The sequence below is a fragment of the Nocardioides panacihumi genome (assembly GCF_039530925.1).
GTDB lineage: Bacteria > Actinomycetota > Actinomycetes > Propionibacteriales > Nocardioidaceae > Nocardioides > Nocardioides panacihumi.
In genome coordinates this window covers 21,994-38,522 of the sequence record NZ_BAAAPB010000003.1, presented here as the reverse complement: position 1 = coordinate 38,522, position 16,529 = coordinate 21,994, and the positions used below count along the sequence as shown (strand labels likewise).

General features: G+C 72.8%; 14 protein-coding genes. 7 read left to right on the top strand and 7 right to left on the bottom strand.

Translation table 11 applies throughout. The features are described from left to right. Nucleotides 1-4: 4 nt before the first annotated feature. Nucleotides 5-1,135 (bottom strand): molybdopterin molybdotransferase MoeA, encoded by a 1,131-nt coding sequence (locus ABD205_RS14760; protein ID WP_344045987.1) that lies wholly within the window; start codon nt 1,133-1,135, stop codon nt 5-7. A gap of 45 nt (nt 1,136-1,180) precedes the next feature. On the opposite strand from ABD205_RS14760, the gene ABD205_RS14755 reads away from it, so the two are divergent. Then, a complete protein-coding gene (locus tag ABD205_RS14755; RefSeq protein WP_344045985.1) occupies nt 1,181-1,945 on the top strand; it encodes an MOSC domain-containing protein in 765 nt (254 codons plus the stop codon). Here ABD205_RS14755 and ABD205_RS14750 read toward each other — a convergent pair. Both ABD205_RS14750 and ABD205_RS14745 read right to left on the bottom strand, forming a co-directional pair. After that, nucleotides 1,942-2,499, bottom strand: a complete 558-nt coding sequence (locus ABD205_RS14750; protein WP_344045983.1) for a hemerythrin domain-containing protein — start codon at nt 2,497-2,499, stop codon at nt 1,942-1,944. The two genes, ABD205_RS14755 and ABD205_RS14750, sit on opposite strands and share 4 nt — an antisense overlap. Before the next feature lie 44 nt (nt 2,500-2,543). Next, entirely contained in the window at nt 2,544-4,133 is a 1,590-nt protein-coding gene (locus tag ABD205_RS14745) for a phospholipase D-like domain-containing protein (protein ID WP_344045981.1), read from the bottom strand. A gap of 71 nt (nt 4,134-4,204) precedes the next feature. On the opposite strand from ABD205_RS14745, the gene ABD205_RS14740 reads away from it, so the two are divergent. From ABD205_RS14740 to ABD205_RS14720, 5 genes are read left to right on the top strand one after another with little or no spacing between them, the layout of a single operon-like run. Continuing rightward, nucleotides 4,205-4,498, top strand: a complete 294-nt coding sequence (locus ABD205_RS14740) for a hypothetical protein (protein WP_344045979.1) — start codon at nt 4,205-4,207, stop codon at nt 4,496-4,498. Then, nucleotides 4,499-5,614 carry a cupin domain-containing protein gene (locus ABD205_RS14735; RefSeq protein WP_344045977.1) on the top strand — a complete coding sequence of 372 codons (1,116 nt, stop codon included), beginning with the start codon at nt 4,499-4,501 and terminating at the stop codon, nt 5,612-5,614. Beyond that, nucleotides 5,611-6,540 carry a ferredoxin family protein gene (locus ABD205_RS14730; protein ID WP_344045975.1) on the top strand — a complete coding sequence of 310 codons (930 nt, stop codon included), beginning with the start codon at nt 5,611-5,613 and terminating at the stop codon, nt 6,538-6,540. Before ABD205_RS14735 ends, ABD205_RS14730 begins: the two co-directional genes overlap by 4 nt. 40 nt (nt 6,541-6,580) lie before the next feature. Continuing rightward, nucleotides 6,581-8,002: a serine/threonine-protein kinase gene (locus ABD205_RS14725; RefSeq protein ID WP_344045973.1), complete on the top strand. Its 1,422-nt coding sequence runs from the start codon at nt 6,581-6,583 to the stop codon at nt 8,000-8,002. A 44-nt stretch (nt 8,003-8,046) separates the two neighbouring features. After that, a complete protein-coding gene (locus tag ABD205_RS14720; protein WP_344045971.1) occupies nt 8,047-9,426 on the top strand; it encodes an FAD/NAD(P)-binding protein in 1,380 nt (459 codons plus the stop codon). Nucleotides 9,427-9,442: 16 nt separating this feature from the next. Here the strand turns inward: ABD205_RS14720 and ABD205_RS14715 are convergent, their stop codons facing one another. Then, nucleotides 9,443-12,790, bottom strand: a complete 3,348-nt coding sequence (locus ABD205_RS14715; protein ID WP_344045969.1) for a SpoIIE family protein phosphatase — start codon at nt 12,788-12,790, stop codon at nt 9,443-9,445. A gap of 6 nt (nt 12,791-12,796) precedes the next feature. Next, nucleotides 12,797-13,177 carry an STAS domain-containing protein gene (locus ABD205_RS14710; protein ID WP_344045968.1) on the bottom strand — a complete coding sequence of 127 codons (381 nt, stop codon included), beginning with the start codon at nt 13,175-13,177 and terminating at the stop codon, nt 12,797-12,799. A 126-nt stretch (nt 13,178-13,303) separates the two neighbouring features. On the opposite strand from ABD205_RS14710, the gene ABD205_RS14705 reads away from it, so the two are divergent. Further along, nucleotides 13,304-15,007, top strand: a complete 1,704-nt coding sequence (locus ABD205_RS14705; RefSeq protein WP_344045967.1) for an alpha-amylase family protein — start codon at nt 13,304-13,306, stop codon at nt 15,005-15,007. Nucleotides 15,008-15,016: 9 nt separating this feature from the next. On the opposite strand, the gene ABD205_RS14700 is transcribed toward ABD205_RS14705, so the two are convergent. Both ABD205_RS14700 and ABD205_RS14695 read right to left on the bottom strand, forming a co-directional pair. Further along, nucleotides 15,017-15,814, bottom strand: coding sequence for an SGNH/GDSL hydrolase family protein (locus ABD205_RS14700; RefSeq protein WP_344045966.1), 798 nt, complete (start codon nt 15,812-15,814; stop codon nt 15,017-15,019). Further along, complete coding sequence (locus ABD205_RS14695; RefSeq protein WP_344045965.1) at nt 15,811-16,416, bottom strand: hypothetical protein; 606 nt, start codon at nt 16,414-16,416, stop codon at nt 15,811-15,813. Before ABD205_RS14695 ends, ABD205_RS14700 begins: the two co-directional genes overlap by 4 nt. Nucleotides 16,417-16,529 lie beyond the last annotated feature (113 nt).

Below are 16,529 nucleotides of genomic sequence, written 5' to 3'. Positions count from 1 at the left end.
CTCCTCAGGTGGGCAACGGTTGCAGGAGGGCGGGCGTGCCGTCGGCAGGTACGACGGCCAGCGCGTCCGCCTGCGCCACGCCTCGCAGCATGCCGCTGCGGTCGTGGCCGAGCGCGACCGGGCCGCTCTCGGTGAGGCGGACAGGCACCAGACGCGTGTCGGATCGGTGCCGCGGCAGCTCGGCGCCGACCGTCGCCAGCACGGCCTGCTCCTCACCGCGCAGGCCGGCCAGCGTCGGCGCCGCGACCGTCAGGAACGCGACGAGTGCCGCGAACGGGTTGCCCGGGAGCGCCGCCACGAGCCGACCGTCGGCGAGCCGCCACAGCCCGGCGAGGCTGCCCGGCCGGCAGGCCACGCCGTCCACGACGGGCTGGGCTCCGAGCTCGGCCAGCAACGGCCGCACGTGGTCCTCGGGGCCGACCGACGAGGAGCCCGTGATCACGACGAGGTCCGCCTGCGCCGACATGAGCGCGGCGCGAAGGTCCGCAGCGCCGTCGGGCACCCGCTGCGGACCGGCGAGTGTGCCGCCGGCCCAGCGGACCCAGCCCGGCAGCGCCGGGCCGATGGCGTCGCGGACCTGTCCTGGGCCGTCGCCCAGCTCGTCGCCGGTGACCAGGGCTGCGACGCGCGGCGCGGGAGTGACGCTCAGCTCGGTGACCCCCACGGCCGCAGCGAGGGCCACCACCTGGGGAGTCACCACCACGCCGGCGGGCAGCAGCTTCTCGCCCGGCATGGCCTCCTCGCCGCGCAGTCGCACGTGCCGGCCCTCCTCGACCCGCCCGCTGACCAGGTCACCGTCGCGCTGGGCCTCCTCGTGCGGGAGGACGGATCGGGTCCCCTGCGGCAGCCGCGCCCCGGTGGCGACCTCACGTGCCTCGGCGGCACCGGCCGCGCCGATCGCTGCGCAGTCGCCCGGCTCCCCGGCCAGACTTCTTCCCACCACTCGCCACGGACCCGGTCCGGCGACGGCGTACCCGTCCATCGCGGCGTTGTCGAAGCGGGGCAGGTCGTCGGCGGAGATCAGCGGCGCGGCCAGTCGCAGCCCGAGCGCGTCCCCGACCGGCAACGCGGCCGGGCCGAGCGGCACCGCCGCGTCGTACGCCGCCTGCCGCGCCTCTTCCCAGCCCAGGACCATGCCGCCACCCTAGGAGCAGCCGGTCCGCGCGCTAGCGTCGGCACCGTGACACACCCCGCGCCGATCGAGCTGACGGTCGTCTCGGCCGGCTATGCGCCGGTCAAGGGCACCGCCCACCGGCCCTACGACGTCGTCGAGCTCGCCCCCAGCGGCGCCGTCGGCGACCGTGGCCTGTGCCTGGTCGACCTCGAGCAGCACCGCGTCCTCCGCACGATCCAGAACCCCCGGCTGCTGACCGTGCTGGCCCGGCGCGCGGGCGACCGCCTCGAGGTCACCGTGCCCGGCGCCGCCCCGCTCGCCGCACCGATCGAGCCGACGGGCGAGTCGGTGACGTGCGACTACTGGGGCCGTCCCGTGGAGCTGCGCGTCCTCGCCGGCCCCCACGCGGACCTGCTCGGCGACCACCTCGGCAAGCGGGTGACGCTGACCGCGGCCCCACCCGCGACGGTCGTCTACGACGGCGCCGGCGTCACGCTCGTCGGCACCGCTTCCTTGCGCGAGCTCGGCGAGCGCGCCGGGCTGGACCTGCTGGCCGAGTCGGCGCGCTTCCGGGCGACCCTCGTCGTCGAGACCGACGAGCCCTACGTCGAGGAGACGTGGCTCGGCCGCGACCTCGCGGCCGGCGACGCCCGGCTGCGGGCCGGCGTGCCGATCCCGCGCTGCGCCGTGATCGACCACTCCCCCACGACCGGCGAGAAGGACGTCCGCCTCCTGAAGACGCTCGCGTCCTACCGGCCGCTCAACGGCGCCGGCGAGCCGGTCTTCGGCATCTACGCCCAGGTCACGACCGCCGCCACCGTGAACTCCTAGGACTCCTCGTCGGAGTCGTCGAGCTTGCCCTCGCGCTCTGCCTTCGCGACGATCCGCCGCACGTTCTCGACGTCCCCGCACCCGGAGTCGATCAGCTCGTTGCGCCGGGCCGCCCACGTCGCCCCGAGGTCGGTGCGCACCTTCTCGCTCACCTCGGCGCGGGCCGGGCCGAGGATGGTGAGCTCCTCCTCGGCGACATGGTGGGCGATCAGGTTGCTCAGCTCCTCGACCGCGTCGGTGAACGCCTGCGAGTTCGTCCCCTTCAGCTCGAGCACCTTGAGGAGCGCCTCGTTGCCCTCCGCGTGCTCCTCCTCGCCGTGCTCGACGTCGTGCTTGTCGACGTCCTTCGCCTTGCGCCGCAGGACCGGGTAGACGAGCTCCTCCTCGGCCTCGCCGTGCCCGATGAGCACGTCGGCGAACGCCCGGCGGACCGCATCGCGGTCCTCGTTCTGGTCGCGCAGCTGCCGCAGCAGCCGCTCGAAGCGGCGGTGGTCGTCGATGATCAGGTCGATGACGTCCCCGGAGAGGGGACGGCCCACGTCGATGCTCGTCATGGCAGTGCGGTAGCCAGCCGTGGCCGGCGGCATGCCGGGACAGGTCAGTAGTCGGGGGTGCCGCGCAGTCCGGGCGGTCGGCCGTCCGGGTCGTGCACGACGGCCAGCGTGGGCCACGCGCCGGCGCGGGTCAGCGGCGAGAGCCGCGGGAGCGGGAGCGGGCGCAGCCGCCCGGGCGGCCGCTCCCCTGGCCGCCCGGCACGGTGCCACTCCTCCAGACGGGCGGCGGTGGCGGCGTACGCGTCGAACATCCCCGCCGGCTCGACGCAGTCGGCCATCACCTCGCCGAGCCCACGTGCCGCGACGTCGTCGAGCCGGTCGAGATGCTCGGCCGCGAGGGTGAGCCGCAGGTCGCGGGCGTAGTCGGCGTCGAGCACGACCGCCGACAGCTCGGAGTCGTGGGTCCAGGACCGGCGGCAGAAGTTGTCCGACCCGGTGCTGGCCCAGACGTCGTCGACCACGCACACCTTGGCGTGCACATAGACAGGTATGCCGGCGTGGTTCTCGATCCCGTACGCCGCCACGCGACCCGGCGCCGCCGCCATCAACCGCCCGAGCGCGCGGATCCGACCGAGCTCCTGGGCGCGGCGGTTGAGACCGGTGAGGTCGGGGACGAGCGGGATCACCACGATCAGCCGGAGCTCCGGCTCGGCGAGCAGCCGCGTCTCGAAGACGTCGGCGACGCCGTGCCCCCAGAAGTACTGGTCCTCGACGTAGACGATCCGCTCCGCACGCCCGATCGCCTTCCCGTAGCCCCGCGCCACGCTGCGCTCGCCGAACTTCGCGAACGAGTAGGCGCGGCTGTTCCGCAGGTTCGGGTACGTGCGCAGCAGCTGGACGGTGTGGTCGCCGGCCCGCGGGGGCGGCGGCTGCTGCTCCGGCAGCGGGTCGGGGGTCGTGTCGAGCCGTCGGAGCTTGTCGCCGAGACGGCGCCAGGGCGCCTTCGACAGTGGCTCCGGATCCTCCCACCGCTCCCGGAACGTGGTCTCCACGTCGTGCACGACCGGGCCCTGGAGAGCAACCTGTGCATCGTGCCAGGGCGGCGTGGCGCCGTACTCCTCGGTCAGGGACTGCGCCTGCGGGTCGCCGCGGTGCTCGGCGTCGTCGCGCCGGCTGTGCGCCAGGTCGATCCCGCCGACGAACGCGATGTCGCGGGTCGGGTCGTCCCGGTGGCGGACGACGACGAACTTCTGGTGGTGCGATCCGCCGGCACGCACGCGCATGTCGAGCAGCACCTCCGGACCGCGCCGCTGCAGCTGCTCGCCGAGGTGCCGGTTCTCCTTGGCGAAGAACCCGGTCTGGTCCATGTGCGAGCGCCACACCAGCCCGCGGACGTCGACCCCGCGCTCGTGCGCGCGACCGAGCACCTCGACGACCTCGCTCCCGGGCTCGCCCGAGAGACGCTCGTCCGCGTCGCCCTGCCAGTCGGTGAAGAGCACCAGGTCGCCGGGCCCCGTCGCCTCGAGGACCTCGCACAACGCCGGGAAGTACGTCGCGCCGTGGACCAGCGGCCTGACGAGGTTTCCCTCCGACCAGGCGACGTCGCCGTCGTGGCGCGCGTCCAACCGGGTCTGGGGGTTGCCCCGCTCCGGCTTCGTCAGCAACCAGTCGGCGGTGTCGACGCGAGCAGACATGGTCAGAGCATGCCGCACCCAGCCGAATCAGGTGGCCGACACATGCTGTACCGCCGCCCCGAACCGGGTACATGATCGTCTCGACGACCCTGAACTCTGGAGGAACGATGACCGAAGAGCCGCTCAGCGACGAGGACATGACGACCGCTACCCCGCTCGGGGACTCCGCCCCCGGCCTGGGCGGTGACAGCGATGGCACCGACGGCGGCGACACCGATGGCACCGACGGCGGCGACAGCGACGGCACCGACGGTGACGGGACCGACGGCGACGGCACCGACGGCGGTGACAGCGACGGCACCGACGGCGGTGACAGCGACGGGACAGACGGCACCGATGGTGACAGCGACGGCACCGACTCCTGAGTGAGCGCTCTCGACCTGCTGAGCGGTGACGCCCAGACCTTCCTCGCGAAGGTCTGGGCGTCCCGCATGCACCTGCACCGCACCGACCCCGACCGGCTGGTCGGCCTGCTCTCGCTCGACGACGCCGACCGGCTCCTCACCGACACCGCGATCCGGACGCCCGCGATCCGCGTGGCCCGGGACGGCTCGGTCCTGCCCGAGTCGTCGTACACCCGGTCCGCGACCATCGCAGGACGACAGCTCACGGGTCTCGTCGACGCCGGCAAGGCGCTCGCACTGTTCGCCGAGGGCGCGACCGTCGTCTTCCAGGGGCTGCACCGCTACCACCCGCCGCTGACCCGGCTCGTCGCCGAGCTGGAGCTGGAGCTCGGGCACCCGTGCCAGGCGAACGCCTACCTCACGCCGCCCGGCGCGCAGGGGTTCGCCGTGCACTCGGACAGCCACGACGTCTTCGTCTTCCAGACCGCCGGCTCCAAGCAGTGGGAGGTGCACGGCGCCGACGGGCCCGAGGAGGTGCTCCTCGAGCCCGGACTGTCGATGTACCTGCCCACCGGCACCCCGCACGCCGCCCGCGCTCAGGAGACGGTGTCGCTGCACGTCACCGTCGGCATCAACCAGCTCACCTGGCGGGGACTGGTCCAGCGCACCGTCTCCCCGCTGTTCTCGACCGTCGCCGACGAGCACCTGCCGGCCGGCTATCTGGACGACCCCGCGCTGCTTCGCGAAGGGCTGGCGGCCCGGCTCGCCACCCTCGCCGAGGAGGTACGCCGCCTCGACGCCGCAGCCGGCGCGGAGACCGAGATCCGCCGGTTCCTGACCTCGCGACCCCCGCGCCTCTCGGGCGGGCTGCACGACGTGCTCGGCGTCGGCGCCATCGACGCGACCAGCCGGCTGCGTCGCCGGGCCGGCCACCCCTGCGTGCTGCTCGACCGCGGTGACCGGGTCGAGGTGCTGCTCGGTGACCGCTCGATCACCGCTCCGGCACGGATCCGGCCGGCGCTCGAGGTCGTGCGGGTCTGCGAGGAGCTGACCCCGGCTGACCTGCCGCTGGACGCCCAGAGCAGTCTGGTGCTGTGTCGACGTTTGGTCAGGGAAGGGCTGCTGGAGCTCGCGTGACGACCTCCGTCCCAGGGGGCCAGGCTGCGGACCGCTGGCGTTGCGCCGCGGCGAGCCTCGAGCGCGACGAGCCCGTCGCCGGCACCGCCACTCACGTCCGGACCTGGCTGCTCGTCGAGCACGTCGGCCCCTGGGGCAGCACGGCGCTGCTCGACGCGCGCCTTCCCGACGGTGTGGGCGCCGAGCTCCGGCGGCGCGCCCAGGAGCATCGCGCGAAGATCCTGCTGATCCGCCGCTACAGCTCGAAGCCGTCCACCGGCGAAGGCATCCGGGTCTTCGCGGCGTACGCCGACCCGGTCGCGCCGCGACTGGAGTCGGGGGTCGTCGCGGACGCACGCGACGCGCTCGACCTCGACCTCGGCGCGTTCCGGGCCGGCGGCACGACCGGCCTGCCGCCGTACGACGGGGAGATCTACTGCGTCTGCACCAACGGTCGCCACGACACGTGCTGCGCGGAGCTCGGCAGGCCGGTCGCGAAGGCGCTCGCCCAGGCGCACCCGGAGGAGACGTGGGAGGTGTCCCACGTCGGCGGCGACCGCTTCGCCGGCAACATGGTGCTGCTCCCCCACGGTCTCTACTACGGCCGGCTCGACCCCGACAGCGCGCTGTCGGTCGTCGCGGCGCACCGGGCTGGCGACCTCAGCCTGGACCGCCTGCGCGGCCGGTCGTCGTACCCCATGGCGGCGCAGGCCGCCGAGATCGCGCTGCGCCACGAGCTGGGCCTGACCGGCATCGCCGCGGTGCGGGTCGCGGGGCTGTCCGTCGACGGCGACGTCACCCGGGTGGTGTTCGAGGCGGGCTCCAGCGGGTACGCGGTGAGTGTGCGCACCACTCGTTCCGCCGATGCCTCGGCGCGCCTGACCTGCAAGGCGGCGCGGGCCGAACCCGTGCCACGGCACGACGTGATCGGGATGGCCGAGCTGTGAGAAGTCGACGGCTCACCGCCCACTTGGCAGGCTGGGGCCTGTGGTGACAGTCGAATCCGAGCTCGTCGCAGGCCGCTACCAGCTGATCCGTGAGGTCGGCCGGGGCGGCATGGGCGCGGTCTGGCTCGCCCACGACGAGCTGCTCGGCCGCGACGTGGCGCTCAAGCGGCTCGGCCAGGTCCACGGACAGCAGAACCAGGTGCGCGCCCACCGCGAGGCCCAGCTCGCGGCTCGGCTGAGCCATCCCAACGTCGTGACCGTCTTCGACCTCGCCGAGGACCACGAGACCCGCTGGCTGGTCATGGAGTACGTCGAGGGCACCACGCTGTCCCGGCTCGCCGTCGAGAGCGGGGGGCTCCCCCACGAGCAGGTCACCGAGATCATCCGGCAGGCAGCGGAGGCTCTGCGGGTCGCCCACGAGGCCGGCATCGTCCACCGCGACGTGAAGCCGTCCAACCTCATCGTCGGCCCCGACGGCACCTCGACCAAGCTCACCGACTTCGGGATCGCCCGAGGCGCGGCCGACGACACGCTGACCGCGACCGGGATGCTCACAGGCTCGCCCGCCTACATCGCCCCCGAGGTCGCGTCCGGCGGCATGGCCACGCCTGCCAGCGATGTGTGGTCGCTCGGCGGCTCGCTCTTCCAGGCGCTGACCGGCCGTCCGCCGTACGACCTGGGCGACAACATCCTCGCCGGCCTGGTCAGGATCGTGCACGAGGAGCCACCACGGCTCGCGGACGGTTCCGGCGCGCTCGGGACCGTGCTGGCCGCCACGATGGTCAAGGAGCCCGAGCGCCGGTGGACCGCCGCCCAGATCTGCGCCTTCCTCGACACGGGTGAGACTGACGAGACGCGTCCGCTGCCGCCGCTGCCGGCGGCCCCGCTGATCGCGCCGCCTCCTCCGCCGCTGCCCGCCTACCAGTCGGCGCCGGCTGCCTCTCCCGCGCGAGCGCCGGCGCGCCGCCACCCGCTGCTGTGGCCCGCCGCGGCGGCCCTCGCGGTGCTGACGCTGGTGCTCGGGGCGTGGTTGCTCGGGCGATCGGGATCCGGCTCCTCCGGCGACCAGGCGCGCCCACCGGCGTCCTCGCCCGGCACGACCTCGGCGACGACGGGGCGGCCGTCGTCGGCCTCGTCGGCCGCCCCGAGCGGGCCGACCGCCGACGGGATGACCGGTTTCATCAACGACTACCTCGGCACGGTCACCACCGACCCGAGGGCGGCCTTCGCGATGCTGACGCCGGCGTTCCAGGAGGCCTCGGGCGGCTACTCGACGTACCACTCCTGGTGGGCGCCGATCCACGGCGCGTCGCTCAGCGACGTCCGGGCGGATCCCGGAGCCATGACCGTCAGCTACCACGTCGTGTACGACGGCCCGCACAGTCGCCCGTCCTCCGACGACGTGAAGCTGAAGCTCGTCTACGACTCGGGGCACTACCTCATCGACGGCGAGCCGAAGTAGCGTCGCAGCCAGTGAAACTCGATCGATCAAGTAGAGTTAGCGCCGTGACGACCGACGCCATCCCTGCCCGGACCGCCCATCGGGTCGCTGTGATCGGTGGCGGCGCGAGCGGCGTGCTCACCGCCATCAACCTGCTCGCGCGGTCCGACGACCCCCGGCTCGAGGTCGTCATCCACGAGGCGAGCGGTGTCGTCGGACGTGGCGTCGCCTACGGCACCAACGACCAGCGGCACCTGCTCAACGTCCGCGCCCGCCACATGAGCGCCCTCCCCGACGCACCCAGCGACCTGCTCGACTGGGCGCTGCGCACCGGCCGCAGCGACGACCCGCAGGGCTTCCTCCCCCGGGCCGACTTCGCGATCTACCTGCAGGACCGGCTGACCGACGTCGCCGACGACCGGCTGAGCATCCAGGCGGGCCGCGTCGTCGACATCGCCCCGACCGGGGCGGGCTTCGAGGTCGTCACCGAGCGCAGCCGCAGCGTCGCCGACGCGGTCGTGCTGTGCCACGGCAACCAGCCGCCGCGGCCGCTCCGCGTCGCTGACGGCGCCGTCCTGCCGGACGCGCCCTGGCACCTGGCGAACCCGTGGGACCTCGGCCGGCTGCGCACCCTCCCGGCCGATGCCCGGGTGCTCGTCGTCGGCACGGCGCTGACGGCGATCGACACCACGATCACGCTGCTCGAGGAGGGCGCCGGGCGCCGCGTGACGATGGTCAGCCGCAACGGCCAGCTGCCCAAGCCACACGTCGCGCAGCAGCACACCGCCTGGGTCACCAAGGTGCCCGACGGCCCGCTCACCGCCGACGGGCTCGCTGCCGCGGTCACCGCGGAGTGCGAGGCCGCTCGCCACCAGGGCGTCAACTGGCGCAACGTCGTCGACGGCCTCCGGCCGATCACGCAGGACGTCTGGCAGCGGCTCCCGATCGAGGAGAGGCGCCGCTTCCTCGCGGTCTACAACCGTGAGTGGGAGGTCCGGCGGCACCGGATGGCCCCCGAGGTGGCGCTGCGTCTCCAGCGCTACCGGTTCGAGGGTCGGCTGACCGTCGAGACCGGCACGCTGCACGCCGTCACGGACGGCGGTGAGCGATGTGCGGTCACCACGACGCCCGACGGGGCGTCGTACGACGTGGACGCGATCGTCAACTGCACCGGGCCGCTCCTCGACCTCGCCGCGACGACCGACCAGCTGCTCGCGACCCTGCGCGACCGCGGCCTGGTCTCGCCCGACCCGCTCGCGCTCGGCCTGGCGACCACCGTCGACGGCCGGGTCGTCGGCGCCGACGGCGTGGTCGACGGCCTGTTCACCGTCGGCCCCGCCCGCAAGGGCACGCTCTGGGAGTCGACGGCCATCCCCGAGATCCGTGCGCAGGCGGCGCAGGTCGCCGCGGCCCTGATCAGGCGCGACCAGACGGTGCCGGCCTGACCGGTGCCGGCCTGGCTCAGATCCGGCGCGCCGCCCAGACGACCTTGCCGTCCGCGATGCTGCGACTGCCCCACCGGTCGGCGACCGCATCGACGATGGTGAGCCCGCGGCCGCTCTCGGCGTCGCCGTCGACCTGACGCCGGCGCGGCCGCATCGGCGAGGAGTCGCTGACCTCGATCACGACCTCGCGTTCGACGTGCCGAAGCCGGAGCTCGTGCGGGCCGCGTGCGTGCCGCAGCGCGTTGGTCACCAGCTCACTGGTCAGCAGGACCAGGTCGGCGACGACCCGGCTGGGCACCTCCCAGGAGCGCAGCTGTGCGGCCACGGCCCGGCGAGCGGTCGCGACGGCGCCCAGGTCCCCGCTGACCGGCAGGCGCATCACGGCGCTGCCGGAGGAGTGCACCTTGACGACCGCGAGCGCGACGTCGTCGGTCGCCTCACCGGCGAGCAGCTCGAAGAGCGTGTCCGGCAGCTCCGCGACCGCATCGTCACGGTGCTCGACGAGGGCCAGCTCGAGCTCGTCGAGACGCCTGCCGAGGTCGGTGCCGCGTCGTTCGACGAGGCCGTCGGTGTACAGCGTGAGCATGGCGCCGACGGGCACGGAGACCTTGCGGGTCTCGAAGCCGAGATACCCCGAGCCGAGAGGCGGCCCGTCGATCAGCAGCCGGGACGCGGTCCCGTTCGGGTGCACCAGGATCGGCGGCAGGTGCCCGGCGTTGGCATAGCTGAGGGTCCGCTCGGTGTCGTCGTACACGCCGTAGACGCAGGTGACGATGCCGTACGGGGCGACGTCCTGCACGATGCCGTCGAGGTTCTCCATGACCTCTCCGGGAGTGAGGTCGAGCCGGGCGAAGGCACGGACCGCCGCCTTGATCTGGCCCATCACCGAGGCCGCCCGGACGCCGCGACCCATCACGTCGCCGATGACGATCCCGATGCGGCCGCCGCCCAGGTTGATGACGTCGTACCAGTCCCCGCCGACCTGCGTGCCCTCCACGCCGGGGCGGTAGAAGGTCGCGATCTCGAGCGACTCGATGCGCTCCTCGACGTCGGGCAGCAGGCTGTGCTGCAGCTCGTCGGCGATCGCGAGCTCGCGGGCGACGGTACGGCGGTCGGCCTCGGCCGCGACCCGCTGCAGCTGCAGCAGCCGGTGCTGGACCCGCACCCGGGCGAGCAGCTCGCGAGCGGCGAACGGCTTGACCAGATAGTCGTCGGCGCCCGCTTCGAGACCCTCCGCCATCCCGTCCTCGCCCGCGCGGGCCGACAACATGATGACGGGCACGGCGGCCAGCACCGCGTCCTGCTTCATCCGGGCGAGCAGCTCGAAGCCGTCGACGCGCGGCATCATCACGTCGGTGATCACGATGTCGATCGGCTGGTCCTGGAGCACCTGCAGTGCCTCGGCGCCGTCGTGTGCCGCGAGCGTCCTGTACCGGTCGCTCAGCAGGTCGGTGACGTAGGTCCGCATGTCCTCGTTGTCGTCGACGACGAGCACGGTCGCCCGCTCGCCGCCGGTAGCGGGCTCGGCCTGCCGACTCCCGCCGGTGTCGCCGTCGAGCCAGCTGAGCGTCTCCTCGAGGATCGACCACGCCCGGCCGGCGGTCTCCGCCGCGGGCGTCCGCGCGACCTCGTCGACGACCTGACCCGGCGGGAGGTGGTCGCGGCCCAGCGGGATGCTGACCGTGAAGGTGCTCCCCTCGCCGACCCGGCTCGCCACGCTCACCTCGCCCCCGTGCAGGTCTGCGAGCTGGGCGACGAGCGCGAGCCCGATGCCGGAGCCCTCGATGCTGCGCGACCTCGCGCCGCGCACCCGATGGAAGCGCTCGAACAGCCGCGGCAGCTCGGAGTCCGCGATGCCGCCGCCGGTGTCGGTCACGCGCAGCACGGCCCGGTCGCCGTCACCGTCGACCGTGACGGCGACCCCGCCGTCGAACGTGAACTTGAACGCGTTGGACAGCAGGTTGAGCACGATCTTGGCCCAGTGGCTGCGGTCGACGTACACCTCGCCCTCGAGGGTGCCGTCCACGGTCAGCCTCAGCCCAGCACGCTCCACGGCGCTCTCGAACATGCTGGCCAGCTCGGAGGTGTAGCGGAGCAGGTCGGTCGGCTGGAAGGTCGACTCGTCGTGCAGGGTGTCGAGACGCGAGAAGTCGAGCAGCGTGTTGACCAGGCCGAGCATCCGGTTGCCGTTGCGCGCGATGACCTCGACGCGCTTGCGCTGGGCGTCGTCGAGCGGGTGCCGCTCGTCGGTCAGGGCGTCCTCGGCCGGGCCGAGCAGCAGTGTGAGCGGGGTGCGCAGCTCGTGGCTCACGTTGGCGAGGAAGTCCGACTTCGCCTGGTCGAGCCGGGCCAGCGCCTCGGAGCGCTCCTTCTCCTGCTCCATCGCCGTGGCGTCGGTGATGGCCGCGGCGAAGTGGCCGGCGATCAGCTCGGCGAAGTCGAAGAAGGTCTGGTCGACGGGCCGGTGCCGGTTGGCGCCCAGGACGAGGAAGCCGTACGGCGTGGCGTGCAGCGGCCTCGGCAGCGGCACGAGCACCGCCTTCTCGGGCGGCACCGCCCACGCACCCGTGGGCAGGTCGTCGAAGCGACGGTCGATCCCGTCGATCGTCACGTGCTCGCCGCGCGCGAGCTCGCCGATCGGCCAGACCGGCTCCGGGTCGTCGGCGCCGATGCGGAGCGGCGCCGCCTGGTGGCCGGGCTCGATGCCTGCGGTCCCGGCCAGGGTGGCGTTGTGATCGGCGTCGAAGAGGTACGCCGCCACCCACGGGAGCGACTCGGGGTTCGACGCCAGATGGTCGCAGCCGGCCTGGACCGCGTCCGCGACCGTCTCGGCCGTGGATACCCGGATCCCGAGATCGCGCAGCGTGCTCATCCGGCGCTCGCTGACGACCTGCTCGGTCACCTCGGCGACGACGCAGAACAGGCCCTGGACCGTCCCGTCGTCACCGGACAGCGGGCTGTAGGAGAACGTGTGGTAGGTCTCCTCGACGTACCCGGAGCGCTCGAGGAAGAGCTGCAGCGCCTCGTCCCAGGTCGACTCGCCGGTCGACATGGCCCGCTCGATCCGCGGCCCGATGTCGGGCCAGATCTCCGACCACACCTCGTGGGCGGGCCGGCCCAGCGCCCAGGGGTACTTGCTGGCCAGCGTGTCGCGGCGGTAGGCGTCGTTGCAGAAGAACGTGAGCTCCGGGCCCCAGCCCATCCACATCGAGAACTTCGAGCTCAGCACCAGCTGCACGGTGCTGCGCAGGCTCGCGGGCCAGTCGTCCGGTTCACCCAGGGGCGTCGCCAGCCAGTCGACGTCGAGGAGGTCGCGACCGACCTGTCCTCCGGCTGCGAGCGTCTCGCGCATCGAGGTCGTCATGATCGCCTAACCGGCGAACTCGCGGTCGAGCGCTTCCTCGGCGGTCGGATGGATGGCCACGACCTTGTCGAGGCTGGTCAGTCGCAGGAGGCGGAGCACCAGCTCGTTGCTGCACGCGAGCACGAGCGCGCCACCGAGCACCTGCAGCCGGCGCCGGATCGAGACGACCGCACCGAGGCCTGCCGAGTCGAGGAAGACGTCACCCTCGAGCGACAGCACCTGGTTGACGTGACCGGCGTCGGCCAGCTCGAGCAGGCGCGAACGCAGCCGCTCGGCGGTCATGATGTCGATGTCGCCGGTCACCCTGATGACGCACGCGTTGTCCTCGAACGACACCTCGAAGGACAGACCCTCTTGCTCGGGGTGGTCGGGCGATGCAGGGGACACCGATGCTCCTCACGTGGACGGGATGCGGGGCCCCGTACCCCGACTGTCGTCATTCTGCACCCCGACGTGCAGAGATGTGGCGCACAGCGCCGGTTGACGAGACCCGCGTCGGGTTACGTGAAGGACATGGCGAACCATGTGAGCACCGGCGACCTGTGGTGGAAGAACGCCGTCATCTACTGCGTCGACGTCGAGACGTTCTACGACTCCAACGGCGACGGGATCGGCGATCTCATCGGGCTCGTCCAGCGGATCGACTACCTCGCCGAGCTCGGGGTCACCTGCCTGTGGCTGATGCCGTTCTACCCGACGCCCGGCCGCGACGACGGGTACGACGTCCAGGACCTGTTCGGCGTCGACAGCCGCCTGGGCACCCACGGGGACCTGGTCGAGCTCATCCGTGCGGCCAAGGACCGCGGCATCCGCGTGATCGCGGACCTGGTCGTCAACCACACCTCCGACCAGCACCCGTGGTTCAAGTCGGCGCGCAGGAGCAAGGACTCGCCGTACCGCGACTTCTACGTGTGGCGCTCGGACCCGCCGCCCGACACCTCGGACAAGGTCGTCTTCCCGGACAAGGAGGACAGCATCTGGCAGCTCGACGAGCGCACGGGCGAGTGGTATCTCCACCACTTCTACCGCTACCAGCCCGACCTGAACTTCGCGAACCCGGCGGTCCGCGACCAGATCGCGAAGTCGATCGGCTTCTGGCTCCAGCTCGGGCTCGACGGCTTCCGCGTGGACGCCGTGCCGTTCCTGATCGAGGACGTCGACACCGAGGCCGACCACGTGCCGGGCGACCCTCACGACTACCTCAAGGAGCTGCGCGCGTTCCTCGGCCGGCGCCGCGGCGATGCCATGCTGCTCGGCGAGGTCAACCTGCCGTTCGAGGAGCAGGCGGCCTACTTCGGCGGCGCCGGGGAGTCGGCGAGGGGCGACGAGCTCACGATGATGTTCGACTTCGTCAGCATGGAGGCGACCTACCTCTCCCTGGCGAGGCAGGACGCCGGTCCGCTCGCGAAGGCGCTCACCTCCCGACCGGTCATCCACCGCGACTGCCAGTGGGCGACGTTCGTGCGCAACCACGACGAGCTCACTCTCGACAAGCTGAGCGACGAGGAGCGACAGGAGGTCTTCGCGGCCTTCGGCCCGGAGCCGGAGATGCAGATCTACGGTCGCGGGCTCAAGCGCCGGCTCCCGCCCATGCTGGACGGTGACCCGCGTCGGATCCGGATGGTCTACAGCCTGCTCTTCAGCCTGCCCGGCACGCCGAGCATCTACTACGGCGAGGAGATCGGCATGGGCGAGGACCTGGCCGACGAGGGCCGGATGTCGGTGCGTACGCCGATGCAGTGGGAGGCCATCCGCAACGGCGGCTTCTCGACGGCACCGCCGCGCAAGCTCTTCCAGCGCGTCGTGCCCGGCGGCTACGGACCCGAGCACGTGAACGTCGCGAGCCAGAAGCGTGACCCCGACTCGCTCTGGCACTTCATGCGGACCCTGATCCAGACCTATCGCGAGTGCCCCGAGCTCGGCTGGGGCGAGTTCGCCGTGCTCGACCAGCCGTGTCCGGCGGTGCTCGCGCACCGGTGCCACTGGGAGGGCGCCTCGCTCGTCGCCGTGCACAACCTCTCGGCCGAGCCGCTGACGACCCGGGTCCAGCTGCTCCCGGACGACCTCGTCGCGGACTCCGGCGAGGCGATCTGGCTCGACGACCTGTTCGCCCACGAGGCGCACGACACCGACGCGAAGGGCGGTGTCGAGCTCACCCTCGCCGGCTACGGGCACGTCTGGCTGCGAGTGCGACGCGACTCGCGTCCGGCGGCCTGACCGGTCGCGCTAGCCGAGCTTGACCGGGCCCAGTGCCGAGTTCACCGCGGCCGTGTAGGCCTCGTAGCCGTCGACGGTCGGATGGAAGGCGCCGGGGTCGAACGGGCCCAGGACCCAGGCGTACGGCGAGTTGACCCCGTGGCCGACGAACCGCTTCGTGACGTCGACGAACTGGAAGCCGTGCCGCGTCGCAGCAGCCGAGATGGTGCTGTTGAGCAGGTCGGCGCCGTCGTTCAGCGCTGCCTGCTCGGCCGTCGAGGCACCGAGGTAGGCGCCGTACTCGGGTGAGAAGAGGCGCGGGTAGCCGGTCACCACGACGTGCGCGTTGGGGGCGGCGGCCGCGACCTGGGCGTAGACCGCGTCCAGCAGGCCCGGCAGTGCGGTCGTGATCCGGCTCCGGACCAATGCGACCGTGCCCGCGCACTGGGCGTCCGTGCCGCCGAGACAAGCGGTGACGGCCTGCGACCAGCCGATGTCGTTGCCGCCGACCGTGAGCGTGACCAGGTCGGTGTCGGCGTCGAGGGCAGTGAGCTGCCCGCCGCTCACCATCGAGGTCGTGGTGGCGCCGGCGCAGGCGACGAAGTCGTCGAGCGCGATCCGCTGGCGGCCGTCGAGCTGGACGGCGTACGCGGACTGCGAGCGGCCGCAGGCCCCGTACGGAGGCACGCCGTAGCCGGAGGCGTAGGAGTCGCCGAGCGCGTCGTACACGACGTGGGACGGCGGCGCGGCCGAGGCGTGGGCGCCCCCGACGAGCAGCGCGGACAGGACGAGGAGGGCGGACGACACGGTCCGGAGGCGGCGCATCATGATGTGACCGTAGTCACGCCGTCGACGCCGCGCCAGTGCAGTGCGTCCAGCAGCATCCGCTCGGCGTGGTCGGCGAAGCCCGCGGCCCGCCGGTCCCGTTCCTCCGCCACCTCGGTGCAGCTCGCGGCGAAGGCAGCGTCCCGTCGCCGGGCCAGCTCGAGCAGCTCGGCCGCGGCCAGGTCCGCATGCCGTCTCGCCGCCTTGCCCAGCTTGACGCGCCTCGCCCAGCGCTCCTTCGGGAGGGCGCTGCGGAGAACGCCGAGGAAGCGCTCCCCGGACCGGCGCGACTCCTTCTCCTCGTCCGGCACGAGCAGCCACGACCACGCGGGGGCGCTGGCGCCCCACTCGCCGTCGTCGATGCCGACCGACCGGGTGATGACCCAGCCGCCGCGACGGCCCGCGACGCGTCGTGCCACCGGCCCGGCGAGCACGACCTCGTCGAGCTCGAACTCGGTGACGAAGACGCCACGCGCACTGGTGCGGTCCGGCGCCACCACCTGCAGGCGGGTCCCGTCCAGGAACACGCTGACCAAACGTCCGGTGCGGGTGTCGACCGCCTGGACACTCCCGGCGATCTCCTCCGCCGACCTCGTACGCCTCATCCCGGCACCTCCTGCTCGATGCGGCCGATGCCCCGGAGCGTGGCGTGGGACGGTGCCCCGTGACATGAACCGACGGGTGAGTTACCCCGTCGGAGGGAGGGCCGCCGTTCGGC